Annotated in this window: 15 protein-coding genes; 10 read left to right on the forward strand and 5 right to left on the reverse strand. The window is 72.4% G+C overall.

The features are described from left to right. Positions 1 to 114 precede the first annotated feature (114 nt). Positions 115 to 1,467: a glycerophosphoryl diester phosphodiesterase membrane domain-containing protein gene (locus ACFZDL_RS36165; RefSeq protein ID WP_353594954.1), complete on the reverse strand. Its 1,353-nt coding sequence runs from the start codon at positions 1,465 to 1,467 to the stop codon at positions 115 to 117. A gap of 208 nt (positions 1,468 to 1,675) precedes the next feature. On the opposite strand from ACFZDL_RS36165, the gene mtnA reads away from it, so the two are divergent. The 7 genes from mtnA to ACFZDL_RS36200 all read left to right on the forward strand — a co-directional run bounded on the left by mtnA (position 1,676) and on the right by ACFZDL_RS36200 (position 10,452). Next, positions 1,676 to 2,833 (forward strand): S-methyl-5-thioribose-1-phosphate isomerase, encoded by a 1,158-nt coding sequence (gene mtnA / locus ACFZDL_RS36170; RefSeq protein WP_353594953.1) that lies wholly within the window; start codon positions 1,676 to 1,678, stop codon positions 2,831 to 2,833. Beyond that, on the forward strand, positions 2,830 to 3,507 hold the full coding sequence (gene mtrA / locus ACFZDL_RS36175) for a two-component system response regulator MtrA (protein ID WP_014061181.1): 678 nt from the start codon (positions 2,830 to 2,832) through the stop codon (positions 3,505 to 3,507). The genes mtnA and mtrA overlap by 4 nt, the downstream gene beginning before the upstream one ends. A 1-nt stretch (position 3,508) precedes the next feature. Beyond that, entirely contained in the window at positions 3,509 to 5,647 is a 2,139-nt protein-coding gene (mtrB, locus tag ACFZDL_RS36180) for an MtrAB system histidine kinase MtrB (protein WP_353594952.1), read from the forward strand. Then, positions 5,637 to 7,490 (forward strand): LpqB family beta-propeller domain-containing protein, encoded by a 1,854-nt coding sequence (locus tag ACFZDL_RS36185; RefSeq protein ID WP_353594951.1) that lies wholly within the window; start codon positions 5,637 to 5,639, stop codon positions 7,488 to 7,490. The genes mtrB and ACFZDL_RS36185 overlap by 11 nt, the downstream gene beginning before the upstream one ends. 196 nt (positions 7,491 to 7,686) lie before the next feature. Then, a complete protein-coding gene (locus ACFZDL_RS36190; protein WP_353594950.1) occupies positions 7,687 to 8,499 on the forward strand; it encodes a ComF family protein in 813 nt (270 codons plus the stop codon). Positions 8,500 to 8,751: 252 nt separating this feature from the next. Beyond that, a complete protein-coding gene (hpf, locus tag ACFZDL_RS36195) occupies positions 8,752 to 9,441 on the forward strand; it encodes a ribosome hibernation-promoting factor, HPF/YfiA family (RefSeq protein WP_353594949.1) in 690 nt (229 codons plus the stop codon). Positions 9,442 to 9,702: 261 nt separating this feature from the next. Continuing rightward, on the forward strand, positions 9,703 to 10,452 hold the full coding sequence (locus ACFZDL_RS36200) for a response regulator transcription factor (protein ID WP_353594948.1): 750 nt from the start codon (positions 9,703 to 9,705) through the stop codon (positions 10,450 to 10,452). 55 nt (positions 10,453 to 10,507) lie between these two features. Here ACFZDL_RS36200 and ACFZDL_RS36205 read toward each other — a convergent pair whose 3' ends face one another. Together ACFZDL_RS36205 and ACFZDL_RS36210 are read right to left on the reverse strand one after the other, a co-directional pair. Then, a complete protein-coding gene (locus tag ACFZDL_RS36205) occupies positions 10,508 to 11,692 on the reverse strand; it encodes a DNA glycosylase AlkZ-like family protein (protein ID WP_353594947.1) in 1,185 nt (394 codons plus the stop codon). Positions 11,693 to 11,766: 74 nt separating this feature from the next. After that, positions 11,767 to 12,378: a GNAT family N-acetyltransferase gene (locus ACFZDL_RS36210; protein ID WP_353594946.1), complete on the reverse strand. Its 612-nt coding sequence runs from the start codon at positions 12,376 to 12,378 to the stop codon at positions 11,767 to 11,769. Between the two features lie 237 nt (positions 12,379 to 12,615). Here ACFZDL_RS36210 and secA point away from each other — a divergent pair, with 237 nt between their 5' ends. Continuing rightward, complete coding sequence (gene secA / locus ACFZDL_RS36215; RefSeq protein ID WP_353594945.1) at positions 12,616 to 15,465, forward strand: preprotein translocase subunit SecA; 2,850 nt, start codon at positions 12,616 to 12,618, stop codon at positions 15,463 to 15,465. A gap of 361 nt (positions 15,466 to 15,826) precedes the next feature. On the opposite strand, the gene ACFZDL_RS36220 is transcribed toward secA, so the two are convergent. Further along, positions 15,827 to 16,180 carry an Rv3235 family protein gene (locus ACFZDL_RS36220; RefSeq protein WP_353594944.1) on the reverse strand — a complete coding sequence of 118 codons (354 nt, stop codon included), beginning with the start codon at positions 16,178 to 16,180 and terminating at the stop codon, positions 15,827 to 15,829. 794 nt (positions 16,181 to 16,974) lie between these two features. Here ACFZDL_RS36220 and ACFZDL_RS36225 point away from each other — a divergent pair. Further along, positions 16,975 to 17,481 (forward strand): DUF6912 family protein, encoded by a 507-nt coding sequence (locus ACFZDL_RS36225; protein WP_353594943.1) that lies wholly within the window; start codon positions 16,975 to 16,977, stop codon positions 17,479 to 17,481. A 65-nt stretch (positions 17,482 to 17,546) separates the two neighbouring features. Further along, entirely contained in the window at positions 17,547 to 18,209 is a 663-nt protein-coding gene (locus tag ACFZDL_RS36230) for an HAD family hydrolase (RefSeq protein ID WP_353594942.1), read from the forward strand. A gap of 6 nt (positions 18,210 to 18,215) precedes the next feature. Here the strand turns inward: ACFZDL_RS36230 and ACFZDL_RS36235 are convergent, their stop codons facing one another. After that, positions 18,216 to 18,782: a DJ-1/PfpI family protein gene (locus ACFZDL_RS36235; protein WP_353594941.1), complete on the reverse strand. Its 567-nt coding sequence runs from the start codon at positions 18,780 to 18,782 to the stop codon at positions 18,216 to 18,218. Positions 18,783 to 19,097: the final 315 nt, after the last annotated feature.

Below are 19,097 nucleotides of genomic sequence, written 5' to 3' on the forward strand. Positions count from 1 at the left end.
AGCCTTTCAGCGCCGATGGTACTGCAGGGGGGACCCTGTGGGAGAGTAGGACGCCGCCGAACAATTTTTAGCCTCGGTCCTGGGTATCGAAAGATACCCAGGACCGAGGCTTTTTTATTTCTCCGCGTCCGGGTTTCCGGCGGCGCGGGCGAGCTCCAGGTCGAGGGCTTCGCGGCGAATGCGCTGGTCCACGTAGAGGAGCACCGTGACACCCGCGCTGATCGGCAGGGTGATGGTTGAGGCGAGGACCCCGCCGATTCCGATGACCACAAGAAACGTCCAGCTCACGGAGATGGACTCGCCGGACAGCCAGTCCATCGCGTTGTCGCCGCCAATGGCCATGCCGACGATGCTGGACGGAATCTCGAAGATGGCGGAGACGACAAAGGCGATGAGAAGCGCGAGGAGCTGGATTCCCAGCGCTCGCCACCACGCTCCGCGTACGAGCTTCGCGGAGCGGCGCATGGCCGCGCTGAGTCCCTGCTTCTCCAGCATCAGGGCGGGCACGGCGAGGCTGTAGCGGATCCAGAGCCATAGGGCGGCGGCCGTCGCACCCAGCCCGCCCAGCAGGGCCAGTGCCGCGCCTTCGCCCTCCGCGCCGGCGGCGATGAGCAGAAGCCCCGGCGCCAGGCCGGCGGCGAAGGCGGCGGCCACGAGTGCGGGCAGCAGGAGCAGCAGGCCGCACAGCTGGAGGAGGCGCGGGCGGGCGTCGCGCCACATCTCGCCGGACGACATCGGCCGTCCCAGTACGGCCCGGCCGGCCACGATCGTCAGCAGCGCCGTGGTGACGAGGGTGCCGAGGATTCCGGCCGCCAAGGGGACGGCGCTGCCCTGCAGGGCGTGGCCGAGGGCGTCCAGTGCCTCCCGCAGGCTCGGATTCGGGTCGTTCTCGAGCGAGTCGAGCCCGCTCGTGCCCCGGAACCACAATCCCGTGGCGGCCGTGGTGGCGGCCTGGGTGACCAGGGCGACGACGAGGGAGACGCCGAGTACCGGCCGCCAGTGGGCGCGCAGGGTGGACAGCGCCCCGTCGAGGATTTCGCCGACGCCCAGGGGCCGTAGCGGGATCACACCGGGCCGGGGTGCGGGCGGCGGTTGGGTCCAGCCGGGCCCCCAACTTCCGTACGAGGGAGGGCCAGCTGGACCGCCCGGCCCCGATGGGGCCGTCGGCGGGGCGGGTGGTGGCGTGGGGGCGCCGCCGGAGTACGGCGCCCAGTGCCCCTCGGGCGGTTGCCGCTCCGCCCACTTCGCGCCCCACATGGGCCGGCCCGTCGTACCTTCGCTCGCCGCAGGCCCGGGCTGGTCGGGCAGGACCGGGTCCGGGCCGGGGCCTGCCGGGCTCGCCGCGCCCTGGTCGCCCTGACCGCCCTGACCGCCCTGCCCGGTCGGCGCGCCTGACGGCTGAGGGGGCTGGTGCGGTTCGTCGGTCGGGGACGGTCCGGGCGGTGCCCAGCCCGGAGAGTCGTTCATCGTCGCTCCCTGAAGTCGGTCCCGTATGGGCGGCCGTCGGGCTGTTTGCGTGGCGGCGGCCGGTTGGCAGTCATCGTGCCACGGTGTACGCGGCCGGACGGGGGGCGTCGGGCGTGGCGGGCCGTTCAGTGGGTGAAGCCTTCAGCGCGTGAAGCCTTCGGTACGCGGGGCCTTCAATACTTGGGGTCGCAGAGGGCAGACTGGACCAATGGCTGATCAGCACTCAGTGGACCGGGACGCCGACGTATCGTCCGCCGCCCTCGCCCTGCGCTGGGAGGAACCGCCGGAAGGTCCCGTGCTGGTGATCCTGGACCAGACGCGACTTCCCGCCGAAGAGGTCGAGTTGGTGTGCACCGATGTGCCGGCGCTGGTGGAGGCGATCCGTTCGCTCGCCGTCCGGGGCGCCCCGCTGCTCGGTATCGCCGGGGCCTACGGCGTCGCCCTCGCTGCAGTGCGCGGCTTCGATGTGGACGAGGCCGCCGAGTCGCTCGCGCACGCCCGGCCCACGGCCGTGAACCTCGGCTACGGGGTGCGCCGTGCCGCCGCCGCGTACCACGGGGCGGCCAAGGGCGGGGCGGACGCCGAGGGTGCCGCGGCCGCTGCCCTGGCCGAGGCCCGCGCGCTGCACCGGGAGGACGCCGAGGCCAGCGAGCGGATGGCCGAGCACGGCCTGGCCCTCCTCGACGAACTGCTGCCCGCGGGCGGCTATCGCATCCTGACCCACTGCAACACCGGCGCGCTGGTCTCCGGCGGTGCGGGCACCGCTCTGGCCGTGGCCGCGGCCGTGCACCGGGCCGGGCAGCTGCGGCGGCTGTGGGTGGACGAGACCCGCCCGCTGCTGCAGGGCGCGCGGCTGACCGCGTACGAGGCGGCCCGCGCGGGCATGGCGTACACGCTGCTCACCGACAACGCGGCGGGCTCGCTGTTCGCGGCGGGAGAGGTTGACGCGGTCCTGATCGGCGCGGACCGGATAGCCGCGGACGGCTCGGTGGCCAACAAGGTCGGCAGCTATCCGCTCGCGGTGCTGGCCCGATACCACCATGTGCCCTTCGTCGTGGTGGCTCCGACGACCACGCTGGACCTGTCCACCGCGGACGGCGCGTCGATCGAGGTCGAGCAGCGTCCAGGTCATGAAGTGACGGACATCACAGTCCCCTATGCTCCGGCTGCCGGAGCGCAAGCGGGCACCGGGATACCGGTCGCGCCGCTGGGCACGCAGGCCTACAACCCGGCTTTCGACGTCACGCCACCGGAGTTGGTGACGGCCATCGTCACCGAGGCCGGGGCCGTCTCGCCCGTCACCGCGGACGGCATCGCGGAGCTGTGCGCCAGGTCACGATCGGGTAATGGGATGATGTCGATATGAAGGGACGCGTCCTTGTCGTCGACGACGACACCGCACTGGCAGAGATGCTCGGCATCGTGCTGCGCGGCGAAGGCTTTGAACCGTCGTTCGTGTCGGACGGCGACAAGGCTCTCGCCGCTTTCCGCGAGACCAAGCCGGATCTGGTACTGCTCGATCTGATGCTCCCCGGGCGGGACGGCATCGAGGTGTGCCGGCTGATCCGGGCCGAGTCCGGGGTGCCGATCGTCATGCTGACCGCCAAGAGCGACACGGTCGATGTGGTGGTCGGGCTCGAGTCCGGGGCCGATGACTACATCGTCAAGCCGTTCAAGCCGAAGGAGCTGGTGGCGCGGATTCGCGCGCGGCTGCGGCGGTCGGAGGAGCCGGCGCCGGAGCAGCTGGCGATCGGCGATCTGGTGATCGATGTGGCCGGGCATTCGGTGAAGCGGGACGGTCAGTCGATAGCGCTGACGCCGCTGGAGTTCGATCTGCTGGTCGCGCTCGCGCGCAAGCCGTGGCAGGTCTTCACCCGTGAGGTGCTGCTCGAGCAGGTGTGGGGCTATCGGCACGCCGCCGACACCCGGCTGGTGAATGTGCATGTGCAGCGGCTGCGCTCGAAGGTCGAGAAGGACCCGGAGCGGCCGGAGATCGTGGTGACCGTGCGCGGCGTCGGCTACAAGGCCGGGCCCAGCTGAGATGCCGGAGGTCGGCTCGGTTCCGCCTGCCGACAGGCCGGCGGGCGGAGCGCCGGAGGGTGCGCGTCCGGGGCGGCCCGTCGAACCGGCGGGTGAGATTCCGCTGCTGCGGCGGTTGTGGAGCGGTGGGCATCTGCTCCCCGACGGGGCGTCGGGCGGGCCCGCGCATCCGTTGATCCGGCTGTTCGGGCGGTGGGTGCGCCGTCCGCTGCTGCCCGCTGCCCGGCTGTGGCGGCGCAATATCCAGCTGCGGGTGGTCGCGACCACCCTGCTGATGTCGCTCGGTGTGGTGCTGCTGCTGGGCCTGGTCGTCATCGGGCAGGTGCGTAACGGGTTGCTGGACGCCAAGCGGCACGCGGCGCAGGGCCAGGCCGCCGGCGGGTTCCAGGTGGCCGAGCAGATGGCCGACCGCAACAGCGACAGCCGCAGTGGGGACGGGACCGATGCCCGTGGCCGGGGTGGCCAGGACGCCGGCAGCTGGCTGAACCAGCTGGTGGAGCAGCTGGCCAGCGGCGGCAAGGGCGCGTACTCGGTGGTGGCGCTCAGCTCCGCGGCGGGCGAGACGCCCCGCGTGGTCAGCCGTGGGGCGCGGGTGTCGGGCGACGTCAAGCAGGACAGCGTCCCGGCCGAGCTGCGCGAGAAGGTGGACGAGGGGCGGACCACGCCGTACGAGCAGTACGGCCGGATCCTGCACCACCGGTCGAAGAAGTCCGAGGCCGCGCTGATCATCGGCAAGCGGCTCGACGACAACCACGGCGATCCGTACCAGCTCTACTACCTCTTCCCGTTCACGCAGGAGGAGAAGTCGCTGAGCCTGGTGAAGGGGACGCTGGCGACGGCCGGGGTCTTCGTGGTGGTGCTGCTGGGCGCCATCGCCTGGGTGGTGGTCCGGCAGGTGGTCACGCCGGTGCGGATGGCCGCGGGGATCTCCGAGCGGCTGGCGGCCGGTCTGCTGCAGGAGCGGATGAAGGTCACCGGCGAGGACGACATCGCGCGCCTCGGCGAGGCGTTCAACAAGATGGCGCAGAACCTCCAGGTCAAGATCCAGCAGCTGGAGGAGCTGTCCCGGATGCAGCGCCGCTTCGTCTCGGACGTCTCCCATGAGCTGAGGACGCCGCTGACGACCGTACGGATGGCCGCGGATGTCATCCATGACGCGCGCGAGGACTTCGACCCGGTCACGGCGCGCTCCGCCGAGCTGCTGTGGGGCCAGGTCGACCGGTTCGAGTCGCTGCTGTCGGATCTGCTGGAGATCAGCCGGTTCGACGCGGGCGCGGCCGCTCTGGAGGCCGAGCCGATCGATCTGCGCGATGTGGTGACCCGGGTGGTCGACGGGGCCGAGCCGCTCGCCGACGCCAAGGGCACCCGGATCGTGGTGCGGGGCGCCGAGCAGCCGGTGATGGCGGAGGCGGACGCCCGGCGGGTGGAGCGGGTGCTGCGCAATCTCGTGGTCAACGCCGTGGAGCACGGCGAGGGCCGGGATGTGATCGTGCGGCTGGCCGCGGCGGGCGGCGCGGTCGCGGTCGCGGTGCGCGACTACGGCGTCGGGCTCAAGCCGGGCGAGGCGACGCGCGTCTTCAACCGCTTCTGGCGGGCCGATCCGGCCCGTGCCCGTACGACGGGCGGCACGGGCCTGGGCCTGTCGATCGCGGTGGAGGACGCGCGGCTGCACGGCGGCTGGCTGCAGGCGTGGGGCGAGCCCGGCGGCGGTTCGCAGTTCCGGCTGACCCTGCCGCGTACGGCGGGCGATACGCTGCGCGGCTCGCCCATCCCGCTGGAGCCCGAGGACTCCCGGCGCAACCTGGCGTCGGAGCGGGGCGCGGATGCCCAGGTCACCGGGGCAACGGGGCCGCGCGCGGGCGAGGAAGGCGCGGGGGAGCGGCTGGCGTCCGTACCGGCGCAGCCGAAGTCCGCGCTGTCCGGCGCCGACCTGCCGCCGCGCCCCGGCGGCGCGGGCCTGCCCACGCCGACGGCCGACCCCACGGCGCTGCCGGGCAACGGCGCCCGCGTGGTGCCCCGGGGCGCCGCGCAGGGCGGTCCGCGGCCTTCGCCGGGCCCGCGGCGCGGTGCGGTCGACGCGGCGGCCGATACGGCACACACGACACCGACCGAACGGGAGGGCCGCCCCCGTGGGCGCTGACCGCTACCGCCTCCGCCGCACCCGCCGGGTGCTGGGCGCGCCGGCGCTGCTCGCCTGCGGCGCGCTGCTGCTCTCCGGCTGCGCCTCGATGCCCGACAGCGGGGATGTGCGCCGGGTGGACTCGGCGCCGCGTACGGATGTCGATACGCAGGTGCAGGTGTACGGGGTGAGTCCGGGCAAGGGCGAGCAGCCCACCGAACTCGTCAACGGCTTCCTGGAGGCGACGACCAGCGGCGAGGAGAACCTGGCCACGGCCAAGGAGTACCTGGCCAAGGACGCCGCCCGGCAGTGGGACCCCTTCGCCGTCACCACGGTGCTCGCCCAGGCGCCGGAGGTGCGGGTGGAGGCCGATCCGGGGGACCGGGACGGCGACGGGCGGACGGTGGTGCTCTCCGGCAAGCGGATCGCCACGGTGGACGCCACACACGCGTACCGGTCCTCCGGGGGCGATTACGAGGAGCGCGTCCATCTGTCGAAGGTGGGGTCGGAGTGGCGGATCGACCGCCTGCCGCGCGGCCTGGTGCTGGGCGAGCCCGACTTCCAGCGCATCTATGAGTCCGTCAACAAGTACTACTTCGCCGAGCTGGGCCCGGACGCCGTGAACTCGCGGGCGGGGCAGGGCGTCCTGGTCGCCGACCCGGTCTATCTGCGGCAGGGCGTCGACCCGGTCACCGCGGCCGTGAAGGCCCTCCTGGACGGGCCGACGAGCTGGCTGGACCCGGTGGTCAGCACCTCCTTCCCGTCCGGTACGAAGCTGGGCGGCCAGGACGAGAAGGTGGCGCCGGACGATTCGAACGCGCTGAAGGTGCGGCTGAGCGACCGCGCGGCGCACGTGGGCCAGGCGCGCTGCGCCCGGATGGCGGCCCAGCTGCTGTTCACGGTCCAGGGCCTGGGGCAGTCGTCGTCGGAGATCCGCAGCGTACGGCTGGAGCGGCAGGACGGCGCGGAGCTGTGCACGCTGTCGCGCGACGCCGCGCGCTCCTTCGCGCCGTCAGCCGTCATCGGCCGGGGGGACCATCAGTACTTCGTGGACGCCGACCACCGGGTGGTCCGGCTGTCCGACGACGCGCGGGAGCCGCAGCCCGTGCCGGGGCCGTTCGGCCAGGACGGCATCGGCCTCGGGTCGGTGGCGGTGTCCCGGGACGAGCGGCTTGCCGCGGGCGTCACCAAGGACGGCCGCTCGCTGTATGTGACCGAACTCAGGTCCGGCGTCCAGCTCGGCAAGGTGAGGCTGCGCAGCCAGGGCGGCAGCGCGGAGCACGGGCTGTCGGCGCCGAGCTGGGACGGCCTCGGCGGCCTGTGGGTGGCCGACCGCGATCCGCAGCGGCCCAAGCTGCTGCGGCTGCGCGAGGGCGAGGAGAAGGCGGACGAGGTCCAGCTGCCGGATCTGAAGGGCGGAGTGATCACGGCGCTGCGGATGTCGGCTGACGGCACCCGGATCGCGATGCTGGTCAAGCGCGCCGGGCACACGACGCTGCAGCTCGGCCGCGTCGAGCGGTGGGGCGGCGAGGCGGCCCCCCAGCTGTCGGTGCGGGGGCTGCACTCGGTCTCCCCGCGGCTTGAGGACGTGGACGCCGTCTCGTGGGCCGGGGGCAGCCGGCTGGTGGTCGCGGGCCGTGAGTCGGGCGGGGTGCAGCGGCTGCAGTACGTCGAGACGGACGGCTCGCCGGCGGATGTCCCGGCGGTGCCCGGGCCGAACGGGGTGGAGGCGCTCGCGGCCTTCGAGGGCCAGAACCGGCCGTTGATCGCCGAGACGACGAACGACGGGATCGTGCGGCTGCCGCCGAACACGGACTGGAAGACCGTGGCCAAGGAGGGGTCGCTTCCGGTGTATCCGGGGTAGCGGTCGTCAGCCGGTCGTCAGCCGGTCGTCAGCCGGTCGGTTGCCAGCCGGACGAGGGCCGACGCCTGGCCGACTGTCAACCGGATGGATACGCCTTCACCCGGATGGGCGTCGGCACACCGTGGCTGGCCCGCGGTTATCCACAAGGTTGTCCACAGGGGTGGCGGGTCCGTGAGGGTGACGGGACAGTGGGCCCATGTGGATGTGGTGTCGGGAGATCGCCGGGCTGGTGCTGCCGGCCGGCTGCGCGGGATGCGGCCGGGCGGGCGGCGCGCTGTGCGGGCCGTGCCGCGCGGCGCTGTGCGGGGCCGGGGCGCGGCCGGTGCGGCCCGGGCCGGCCCCGCCGGGGCTGCCGCCGGTCCATGCGGCGGTGGCGTACGAGGACGAGGCCAGGGCGGTGCTGCTCGCGCACAAGGAGCGCGGGGAGCTACGGCTGGCGGCGGCGCTGGGCGAGGCGCTGGCGGGGGCGGTGAGCGCGGCGTGCCCCCGTCGCCGCCCCGGGCGGCCGCTGCTGCTGGTGCCGGTGCCCTCGGCGCGGCGGGCGGTCGCGGCGCGCGGCCACGACCCGGCCCGGCGCATCGCGCTGGCGGCGGCGGGGGTGCTGAGGCGAGGCGGGCGGCCCGCGCGGGTGCTGCCGGTCCTGCGGCAGCTGCGGGCGGTGACGGATCAGACGGGGCTGGACGCGCGGCGCCGGCTGGAGAACCTTGCCGGGGCGCTGGGCGCGGTGCCCGGCTGCGGGCGGCTGTTGGCCGAGGGCCCCGTGGTGCTGGTGGACGATCTGGTGACCACGGGGGCGTCGCTCGCGGAGGCCGCGCGGGCGGTGCGGGCCGCGGGCGGCCCGGTCGTCGGGGCCGCCGTCGTGGCGGCCGCGCCCCGCGCATTCGCCGTGGCCGCCCCGCGCCCGCTCACCATGGGCGAGGTGCCTTCGCCAAGCGGAACTGAATACGAACGCGCATCGTTGCTGATGATAAGAGGACGTAAACACCTGATCGGAGGTACGTGCCGGTAGGGGGTGCCGACTTCCCGCCGGGCGAGCTATGTTCGGTTGTGAGGAAGGGCGAGCGCTATAGCTCGCATTATCCGCTTGGCGTGCTTCGTGTGCCTTTTCGCTTTTGTTGACAAGAAGGGGTGGCGATCTTGGCCATCGGGGAGGAGGGGGTGAAAGCCCGCCAAGCAGCAAGCTCCGGAGAGATTTCCGGAGCCCCAGTGCACAACGGATGAGCTCCGACTTTGACGGAGCGACCCGGGAACGGAGTTCTGCGTGGACATCGTCGTCAAGGGCCGTAAAACAGAGGTGCCCGAGCGGTTCCGGAAGCACGTGGCCGAGAAGCTGAAGCTGGACAAGATCCAGAAGCTCGACGGCAAGGTGATCAGCCTCGACGTCGAGGTGTCCAAGGAGCACAACCCCCGGCAGGCCGACCGCTGCGACCGAGTGGAGATCACCCTCCGCTCCCGCGGTCCGGTGATCCGGGCGGAGGCCGCGGCTGCCGATCCGTACGCGGCGCTTGACCTGGCGGCCGGCAAGCTGGAAGCGCGCATGCGCAAGCAGAACGACAAGCGCCACACGCGCCGTGGCAACGGCCGCATTCCCGCCAGCGACGTGGCCGTGACGGTGCCGAACGCGGCCCGTATCAACGGCCATGGGGAAATCGCCGCCCAGCGCACGTCGGAAGCCGTCCCCACCACCAGGATGGGGTCGCTGGAGGTCCAGGGCGAAGGTCCCCTGGTGGTCCGGGAGAAGACCCACGCCGCCGCCCCCATGACGCTCGACCAGGCGCTCTATGAGATGGAGCTGGTCGGGCACGACTTCTATCTGTTCGTCGACTCCGACACCGGCCAGCCCAGCGTCGTCTACCGGCGCCATGGCTATGACTACGGGGTCATCCACCTCAAGCCCGAGGCGTTCGTCGGGGAGGAGCCCGGCGGCGCCGGCGGCGCCCTGGGAGGCTGATCAGAACGGGCGGGGCCGTGCGGCGGGCGTGCCGCGCGGCCCCGCTGTGGTCCGTGGTCGCACCTGCTGTGACGCCCCTGAGCACCCATGCGCCCCCGGGGCACCTCCGTGCGACCACGGCGGCACCACAGCGTCCGCCAGGCATGAAATCATGGCTCAGCGGCCAACCCTCGTATCGAGAAGACCGGTTGATGCCGCCGTATAGCACCATGCACAGCCAAGTGCGGACAGCAGGGGCCATGGCCTTCAGGGGGAGGAACGATGGCGGACAGCTTCGGGCCCGCGACCGACGGCGATGACCACGGCGTCGGTCGGGACAGGGGAGAGCCGCGCGGTGAGCCACCGCGCAAGGAGCCGATCAGGGTCCTCGTGGTGGATGACCATGCGCTCTTCCGGCGCGGCCTGGAGATCGTCCTGGCCCAGGAGGAGGACATCCAGGTCGTCGGCGAGGCGGGAGACGGCGCCGAGGCGGTGGACAAGGCGGCCGATCTGCTGCCGGACATCGTGCTGATGGATGTGCGGATGCCCAAGCGCGGCGGGATCGAGGCGTGCACCTCCATCAAGGAGGTGGCGCCCAGCGCGAAGATCATCATGCTGACGATCAGCGACGAGGAGGCGGACCTCTACGACGCGATCAAGGCGGGCGCCACCGGCTATCTGCTCAAGGAGATCTCCACCGACGAGGTGTCCACCGCGATCCGGGCGGTCGCCGACGGGCAGTCGCAGATAAGCCCGTCAATGGCGTCCAAGCTCCTCACCGAGTTCAAGTCGATGATCCAGCGCACCGACGAGCGGCGGCTGGTGCCCGCGCCCCGGCTCACCGACCGGGAGCTGGAAGTGCTCAAGCTCGTGGCCACGGGCATGAACAACCGCGATATCGCCAAGGAGCTGTTCATCAGCGAGAACACCGTGAAGAACCACGTCCGCAACATCCTGGAGAAGCTGCAGCTGCACTCCCGGATGGAGGCCGTGGTCTACGCGATGCGGGAGAAGATCCTCGAGATCAGGTGAGGGGCCAGGCGACGGTCAGCAGGCGTCGGAAGACGTCAGGAGGCGTCGGAAGACGTCAGGAGACCGCCGCCGTGAGCGCGGCGGCGAGCTCCGGGTGGTCGACGCGCTCGATCCGCACCGCATCGCACCCCACCCACGCGGCCGCCTCCCGCAGCGCCTGGGCCATGGGCGCCACGGCCTTGGGCCCCTCCAGCGACACCTGCCGGGCCACCAGGGTCTTCCCCTCGCGGGCCGGGTCGACGCGGCCGAGCAGCCGCCCGCCCGACAGCAGCGGCATCGCGAAATAGCCATGGATCCGCTTGGGCTTGGGCACATACGCCTCGAGCCGGTGGGTGAAGCCGAAGATCCGCTCGGTGCGGGCGCGGTCCCATATGAGGGAGTCGAAGGGCGACAGCAGGGTCGTGCGATGACGGCCGCGCACCGGGGTGGCCAGCGCCTCCGGGTCCGCCCAAGCCGCCTTGTCCCAGCCGGCCACCGTCACCGGCACCAGACCGGAGTCCGCGATCACCGCGTCCACCTGCTCGGCCTTGAGCCGGTGGTAGTCGGCGATGTCCGCGCGGGTGCCGACGCCCAGGGACCGCCCGGCGAGCCCCACCAGCCGCCGCAGGCACTCCGCGTCGTCCAGGTCGTCATGGCGCAGCGCGTCCGGCACGGCGCGCTCCGCCAGGTCGTACACCCGCTTCCAGCCGCGCCGCTCGACGCACACCACCTCGCCGTACATCAGCGCCCGCTCCACGGCGACCTTGGCCGCCGACCAGTCCCACCACGGGCCGCCGTTCTTGGCCCCGCCCAGCTCCGTCGCGGTCAGCGGGCCGTCCTCCTGCAGCCGCTTCACGACCGTCTCATACGCCCCGTCCGGCAGCTCGTGGTACCAGTGCGGGCGGGAGCGGTAGGCGCGGCGCCGGAAGGCGAAGTACGGCCACTCCTCGATCGGCAGCACACAGGCGGCGTGCGACCAGTACTCGAAGGCGTGGGTTCCGGTCCAGTACGCCGACTCGACCGCCGCCCGGCCGACCGCGCCGAGCCTGGCGTACGGAATGAGCTCGTGGGAGCGGGCCAGCACCGAGATGGTGTCCAGCTGCACCGCGCCCAGATGGCGCAGCACCCCCCGCACGCCGCCCCGCCGGTCCGGCGCGCCGAGCAGCCCCTGGGCGCGCAGCGCGATCCGGCGCGCCTCGTCGGCGGACAGGGAGACCTCGGGCTTGGGGCCTGACGCGGACTTGGACGCAGCAATCGTCATGCCGAACACCGTAGAGGGCGCCACTGACAGCGGGTGCGGCGGCGGCCGTCCGCCCATGCCTGGGCGGGCGCGGGTCAGGTGCGGGCGGGTTCCGCGTTCTGCTCGGGCGCGGGCAGGTACGGCGTGGCCTGTGGCAGCCCCCAGTCCGAGGGCAGGACCGCGGCCCGCCAGGCGTCCCGCCGGGTCCCGTTGTGGACGATCCGCGCCCGGTCGACCCCCTCCATCCGGAACCCCGCCGCCAGGGCCACCGCCCGCGAGCCCTCGTTGCCGACCTGGGCGCACCACTCCAGCCGCTCCACCCCCAGCCCCGTGAAGGCCCACTCGACCAGCGCACGCGCCGCCTCGCCGGTGTACCCGCGCCGCCGGTGCTCCGGCACCGTCCAGTAGCCCAGCTCCGCCTGGCGCTCCTCGGTGCGCAGCCAGGTCAGGCGTACCAGGGCCATGGCGCCGACCAGCGCGCCGCCGTCCCGGGTCACCACGGCGAAGCGGTAGCCGATGTCGTCCCGCCATTCCTGGGGACAGATCCGCCGGACGAAGTCCTCGGCGTCCGCTCGCGTGTACGGGACGGGCACGGGGGTCCAGCGCTGGATGTCGGGATCCTGGCAGGCGGCGTGGACCGCGTCGGTGTCGGAGGGCTCGAAGGGGCGCAGCAGCAGGCGCTCGGTGGTGAGGGTGACAGGTTCCATGGCCCGAGTCTGAGCCGCCGCCGAGGAGGGCGCAGCGGTTTTCCCGGTTCAGGGGCACCTGGGGGGCGCCCCGTGCGTTCACACAGAGAGGTGACACCGGTTCCTCGTAGTGACGGACCTCCCGGCGTGGTGGGGTCCTGTCTTACGATGGCCGTTGCGGCGGGGCCTGGGCCCCTTGATAATGCCGCGCCAGCGCACCCGACCGTGCCAGGCCCGACCGGCAAGGAGTCAGCCTACGTGTCCGTCCTCAACAAGCTCATGCGTGCAGGCGAAGGAAAGATCCTGCGCAAGCTGCACCGCATCGCGGACCAGGTCAATTCCATCGAAGAGGACTTCGTCAACCTCTCCGACGCCGAGCTCCGCGCCCTGACCGACGAGTACAAGGAGCGGTACGCCGACGGCGAGACCCTTGACGACCTGATGCCCGAGGCGTTCGCCACCGTGCGCGAGGCGGCCAAGCGGGTGCTCGGGCAGCGCCACTACGACGTCCAGCTGATGGGCGGCGCCGCGCTCCACCTGGGATATGTGGCCGAGATGCGCACCGGTGAGGGCAAGACCCTCGTCGGCACGCTCCCCGCCTATCTGAACGCGCTGTCCGGCAAGGGCGTCCACCTGATCACGGTGAACGACTACCTGGCCGAGCGCGACTCGGAGTGGATGGGCCGGGTGCACAAGTTCCTGGGCCTGGAGGTCGGCTGCATCCTGGCCAACATGACGCCCGCGCAGCGCCGTGAGCAGTACGCGTGCGACATCACCTACGGCACCAACAACGAGTTCGGCTTCGACTATCTGCGCGACAACATGGCGTGGTCGAAGGACGAGCTGGTGCAGCGCGGCCACAACTTCGCCATCGTCGACGAGGTCGACTCGATCCTGGTCGACGAGGCCCGTACGCCGCTGATCATCTCCGGCCCGGCCGACCAGGCCACCAAGTGGTACGGCGACTTCGCGAAGCTGGTCACCCGCCTGACCAAGGGCGAGGCGGCCAACCCGCAGAAGGGCCAGGAGGAGACCGGGGACTACGAGGTCGACGAGAAGAAGCGCACCGTCGCCATCCACGAGTCGGGCGTCACCAAGGTCGAGGACTGGCTGGGCATCGACAATCTGTACGAGTCGGTCAACACCCCGCTGGTCGGCTACCTGAACAACGCGATCAAGGCCAAGGAGCTCTTCAAGAAGGACAAGGACTACGTCGTCATGGACGGCGAAGTCATGATCGTCGACGAGCACACCGGCCGTATCCTCGCCGGCCGCCGCTACAACGAGGGCATGCACCAGGCGATCGAGGCGAAGGAAGGGGTGGAGATCAAGGACGAGAACCAGACCCTCGCCACGATCACCCTGCAGAACTTCTTCCGCCTCTACGACAAGCTCTCCGGCATGACCGGTACGGCGATGACCGAGGCCGCCGAGTTCCACCAGATCTACAAGCTCGGCGTGGTCCCGATCCCGACCCACCGCCCGGTGGCCCGTATCGACCAGTCCGACCTGATCTACCGCACCGAGGTGGCCAAGTTCGCCGCGGTCGTCGAGGACATCGTCGACAAGCACGAGAAGGGCCAGCCGGTCCTGGTCGGCACCACCTCCGTGGAGAAGTCCGAATACCTCTCCCAGCAGCTCGCCAAGCGCGGTGTGCCGCACGAGGTGCTCAACGCGAAGCAGCACGACCGTGAGGCGACGATCGTCGCCCAGGCCGGGCGCAAGGGCGCGGTCACCGTCGCGACGAACATGGCCGGCCGCGGCACCGACATCAAGCTCGGCGGCAACCCCGACGACCTCGCCGAGGCGGAGCTGCGCCAGCGCGGGCTCGACCCGGTGGAGCACGCCGAGGAGTGGGCCGCCGCGCTGCCCGCGGCGCTGGAGAAGGCCGAGGCCGCGGTCAAGGCCGAGTTCGAGGAGGTCAAGGAGCTCGGCGGGCTGTATGTGCTGGGCACCGAGCGCCACGAGTCCCGCCGCATCGACAACCAGCTGCGCGGACGCTCCGGCCGCCAGGGCGACCCCGGCGAGTCCCGCTTCTACCTCTCGCTCGGCGACGACCTGATGCGGCTGTTCAAGGCGCAGATGGTCGAGCGCGTCATGGCCATGGCCAACGTCCCCGACGACGTGCCGATCGAGAACAAGATGGTCACCCGCGCGATCGCCTCCGCGCAGTCGCAGGTCGAGCAGCAGAACTTCGAGACCCGTAAGAACGTTCTGAAGTACGACGAGGTGCTCAACCGGCAGCGCGAGGTCATCTACGGCGAGCGCCGCCGCGTCCTGGAGGGTGAGGACCTGCACGAGCAGGTGCGCCACTTCATGGACGACACCATCGAGGCCTACGTCCGGGAGGAGGCCGCCGAGGGCTTCGCCGAGGAGTGGGACCTCGACCGGCTGTGGGGCGCCTTCAAGCAGCTCTACCCGGTGAAGGTCACCATTGAGGAGCTGGAGGATGCCGCCGGCGACCGCGCCGGGCTGACCGGCGATTTCATCGTCGAGGCCATCAAGGACGACATCCACGAGCAGTACGACGCGCGCGAGGAGCAGCTGGGCTCCGAGATCATGCGCGAGCTGGAGCGGCGCGTGGTGCTGTCCGTCCTGGACCGCAAGTGGCGCGAGCACCTCTACGAGATGGACTACCTCCAGGAGGGCATCGGCCTGCGCGCCATGGCCCAGAAGGACCCGCTGGTCGAGTACCAGCGCGAGGGCTTCGACATGTTCCAGGCGATGATGGACGGCATCAAGGAGGAGTCCGTCGGCTACCTGTTCAACCTGGAGGTCCAGGTCGAGCAGCAGGTCGAGGAGGTCCCGGTCGAGGAGGGCGAGAAGGAGGCCGTGGCCGTCGGCGACGGCGCGCAGGACGCGGTCCCCGCGGCCGTGACGGCCGGATCGCCCAATGGCCGCCCCGAGATCCACGCCAAGGGCCTGGAGGCCCCGCAGCGCCCGGACCGGCTGCACTTCTCCGCCCCGACGGTGGACGGCGAGGGCGGCATCGTCGAAGGCGACTTCACCAACGGCGACACGCCCCCCGCACCCCGCTCCGAGTCGGACGGCATGACGCGCGCCGAGCGGCGCAAGGCGAACAAGGGCGGCCGCCGCCGCAAGAAGTGACCGGGTCGGCCCGGTACGGCTCGGGCTGATACGGCTCGGTTCGGTACGGCTCGGGCTGGTACGGCTGTGGACGGGCCGGGCCCCGCGCGGATGGCGCGGGGCCCGGCCCGTCGGCGTACGCGCGGACAGCCGCGTGGTGGGGCTGTGCGGCGGTCGGCGGGCCGGCGGGGCCTCCTTGGCCGCCCCGCTGCCCGATCGGGGCCCAGAGGCGGCACGAGGCCGCTCTGCGGCCCCAGCGGCGTGTGGGGGCCCGTGCCGGGCCCGGAACGGAGGTGGCAGGGGGCCGCTCCGCGGTCCCAGCGGCGCGTGGGCCCGTATCGGGCCCGCTGCGGTCCCCCCGTGGCCCTGGTGGGCACCGGGCCTAGGGAAGAGGGCCGATGTCGACGGCGGCGCAGCGCCAGCGGGCGTCGGGGCCGAGTTCCAGACGGAAGGCCAGCGCCCGCAGACGGTCGCCGTAGGCGATTCGGGCGAACGCCTCGATGACCCCCTGCCGCGGCTGGTACTCGCCGCAGCGCTGCACGACGGGGGCGCTTTCGCGGGCTCCGGGCGGCCGCAGCGGCGCCTGGGGGGCGAGCTCGATCAGCCGGTCGTACGCGGCCGGGAGGGTGTGGCCGAGCAGTGTGTGGACGGGGCGCCGGCCGCTGAGGGTGAGCAGCAGCTGGTTGGCGAACCAGTAGCGCGGCAGCCGCTCCCGCTCCCTGCGCCGCGCGGCCACGGCCGCCGTGCGCGAAACGGCCCCGGGCGCGTGCGAGGCGGGCCCGGCGCCCGCCGGCCGCCGCGAGTCACGGCGCCGCGGCGGTCCGCTGCGGGTCGGCCCGCTCTGAGGTGGCCCGCCGCGCGTCGGTCCGCTGACCGGCGGGCCGCTGGGTGCCGACCGGCTGTGCGCGGGGCCGCTGGACGTCGGCCCGCCGCGCGACGGTCCGCTCCGGGGCAGCCTGGTCGGCTCGGATCCGTCGCGCGCCGGCCCGGTTCCCGTCGGGCGGACGGGCTCCGATCCGCTCGGGGCCGTTGTTCGGGTGGTCCTGTTCATGCGCCTCGCCGCTCTCCCGGGCCCGGTGAAGATACCGGGCAGTAGCTTGGGTCGGCAGTCTTCTACCGGTGCGCTTCCGGCAGCGGCAAGGAGCGTCGGGCCCCCCGAGGACCGGTCCGGGGGATTCACCTATCCGGGTGGTCCGGCGTCCGGCGCCGGGGTGGGCTCTCGCCGCGTTCCGTCCGTACGGGCCCTGACGGGCCGCCCGGGGCCCGCCTGACCAGGGCGGACCCGCTCCCGGGCCGAGAGGGCGGCGGCGCGGCGTCCGGCACCCGTCATAGGAGCGTCGAGGGCCGCGCGGGTGGCGGGCCGTGGTCGGGATTACCCCCAATGGGGGACTCTGCGGGGGCCGGCGCGGTCCCCTGGCTCACCAGGGACCGGCGCTGCGAGGTGGGGCCGGGGGCGGGGTGGCGAACGTATGCTGGCTGGCAGCTACAGGAAACTTCAGGAACCCCAAGGAACTCCAGGAAGCAGCAGCCATGCGCGTCTACGTCCCCCTGACCCTCCCCGGTCTCGCCGAGGCGCACAAGGCGGGGGAACTGGGCCCGGCCCCGCTGATCGCGTACGGGGTCACTCCCGCGCTGCGCGAGTGGTACGTCTCCGACGACATCGAGGAGCTGGAGTACGCCGCGCTGAGCCGCGCCGCGCAGGCGTCGCTGCGCCATCTGGCCGTCGACCGGCAGGCGCCCCGGCGGCGGGTCGTGGTGGCGGTGGACGTGCCCGACGCGGACGCGGTCGCGGACCCGGACCGCGGGCTCGACCAGTCCTCGCTGGGGGAGGTGCGGATCGCGCTCCCCGTGCCGCTGGCCAAGGCCGCCGCGGTGCACGTCGACTCCGACGACGCCGAGCGGGACGTCGCCGCCGCGGCCGAGGCGCTGGGCGCGGCGGACATCGGGGACGACGACGCGCAGTTCACGGTGGACGGCGCCGAGGACCACGAACTGCTCTGGTACGACGCCAAGGAGATCCCCGATCTCGTCGGGTGAGGCGGCAGGGCGAGGCAATCGGGTGACCCCGCGTCGCTGTCGGACCCTTTGGGTACGGTCGTGGGATGGGGAAGAAAGTGACGCATATCGTCTGGGACTGGAACGGCACCCTCTTTCACGACAACGACGCCGTGATCTCGGCGACGAACGCCTCGTTCGCCGAGATCGGTCTGCCCCCGATCACCCTGGAGCGCTACCGCGAGCTGTACTGCGTCCCGGTGCCGCGCTTCTACGAGCGGCTGCTGGGGCGGCTGCCCACCGACATCGAGTGGCAGGCCATGGACGAGGCGTTCCACCGGCACTACTGGGTCCTGGCCGAGGAGGCCGGTCTGGCGCTGGGGGCCAAGCAGCTGCTCACCGACTGGCAGGCGGCCGGGCTCACCCAGTCGCTGTGCTCGCTCGCGGAGCACGAGCGGCTGATCCCCCTGGTGCGTACGCACGGCATCGAGCCGCACTTCACGCGGGTGGACGGGCGCACCGGCCAGAGCGACACGGGCAAGGCGGAGCAGATGGTGCGCCATGTGGCCGCGCTGGAGGGCGTGGCGCCGGACCGCATCGTGGTGATCGGGGACGCGCTCGACGACGCCGTCGCGGCGCAGCACGCGGGCGCCCGTGCCGTGCTGTACACGGGGGGTTCGCACAGCCGGGCCAGCCTGCTGGCCGCGGGCGTGCCGGTCGTGGACACGCTGGAGGAGGCCGTCGCCAAGGCCGGGCAGCTGGTCGACTGAGCGGCCTCAGCTCACCTGCCCCTTCGCCCGCAGCACCGCCAGAAACTCCCGCATCCACGCCGGATGGTCCGGCCATGCCCGCGAGGACACCAGCGTCCCGTCGACCACCACCTCCGCGTCCTGGAACTCCGCCCCCGCCGACTGCATGTCCGGCTCCAGCGCCGGATATGCGGTGACCCGCCGCCCGCCGAGCCCCCCGACCGCCGCCGTCAGCAGTGGCCCGTGGCAGATCTGGGCCACTGGCTTGTCCGCGTCGAAGAACGCCTTGAGGATCTTGCGCAGCTCGGCGTCGTTGCGCAGATACTCGGGGGCCCGCCCGCCGGGGATCACCAAGGCGGCGTACTGCCCGGGGTCGACCTCGGAGAAGGCGAGGTCGGCGGGCCAGGTGTAGCCGGGTTTCTCGGTGTACGTGTCGAAGCCCTCCTCGAAGTCGTGCACCACGAACCGCAGCGTCTTGCGGGTCGGGGCCGCCACATGGACCTCATAGCCCTCCTCGCGCAGCCGCTGGAGGGGGTAGAGCACTTCCAGGGACTCGGCCGCGTCGCCGGTCACGAGCAGGATCTTCGCAGGCAAGCCGTCCACCTCCACAGGTCGCGTCGACCGCCGGGCGTCACACCGCGCGCCGTACGCGACACGCCGCGCGCCGGACCCAGGCATACCGCGCGCCGGACGGGGCACACGGTGCGTGCGGCACACGATGTGATGCGGCACACTGCGTGCCGTACGCGGCACATCGCGCGCTGCGCGCGACACGCCGACGGCCGAACAAGCCTCACCAATCACCGCATACGGCCACAGTGCCCCCGTGGCCGGGCTTTGCCAAGGGGCCGCGCGGGACCTGCGTCGCTGTCCATTACCTCAAACTTCAGGGCCCGGTTTTGTACACGA

It is taken from the genome of Streptomyces sp. NPDC007917 (assembly GCF_042959105.1).
Lineage (GTDB): Bacteria > Actinomycetota > Actinomycetes > Streptomycetales > Streptomycetaceae > Streptomyces.

Excerpts from the sequence above, each read along its gene's own strand:
- ACFZDL_RS36165 (WP_353594954.1), bottom strand. The coding sequence starts at position 1,467 with ATGAACGACTCTCCGGGCTGGGCACCGCCCGGACCGTCCCCGACCGAC.
- mtnA (WP_353594953.1), top strand. The coding sequence starts at position 1,676 with ATGGCTGATCAGCACTCAGTGGACCGGGACGCCGACGTATCGTCCGCC.
- mtrA (WP_014061181.1), top strand. The coding sequence starts at position 2,830 with ATGAAGGGACGCGTCCTTGTCGTCGACGACGACACCGCACTGGCAGAG.
- mtrB (WP_353594952.1), top strand. The coding sequence starts at position 3,509 with ATGCCGGAGGTCGGCTCGGTTCCGCCTGCCGACAGGCCGGCGGGCGGA.
- ACFZDL_RS36190 (WP_353594950.1), top strand. The coding sequence starts at position 7,687 with ATGTGGATGTGGTGTCGGGAGATCGCCGGGCTGGTGCTGCCGGCCGGC.
- ACFZDL_RS36200 (WP_353594948.1), top strand. The coding sequence starts at position 9,703 with ATGGCGGACAGCTTCGGGCCCGCGACCGACGGCGATGACCACGGCGTC.
- ACFZDL_RS36205 (WP_353594947.1), bottom strand. The coding sequence starts at position 11,692 with ATGACGATTGCTGCGTCCAAGTCCGCGTCAGGCCCCAAGCCCGAGGTC.
- ACFZDL_RS36210 (WP_353594946.1), bottom strand. The coding sequence starts at position 12,378 with ATGGAACCTGTCACCCTCACCACCGAGCGCCTGCTGCTGCGCCCCTTC.
- ACFZDL_RS36225 (WP_353594943.1), top strand. The coding sequence starts at position 16,975 with ATGCGCGTCTACGTCCCCCTGACCCTCCCCGGTCTCGCCGAGGCGCAC.
- ACFZDL_RS36230 (WP_353594942.1), top strand. The coding sequence starts at position 17,547 with ATGGGGAAGAAAGTGACGCATATCGTCTGGGACTGGAACGGCACCCTC.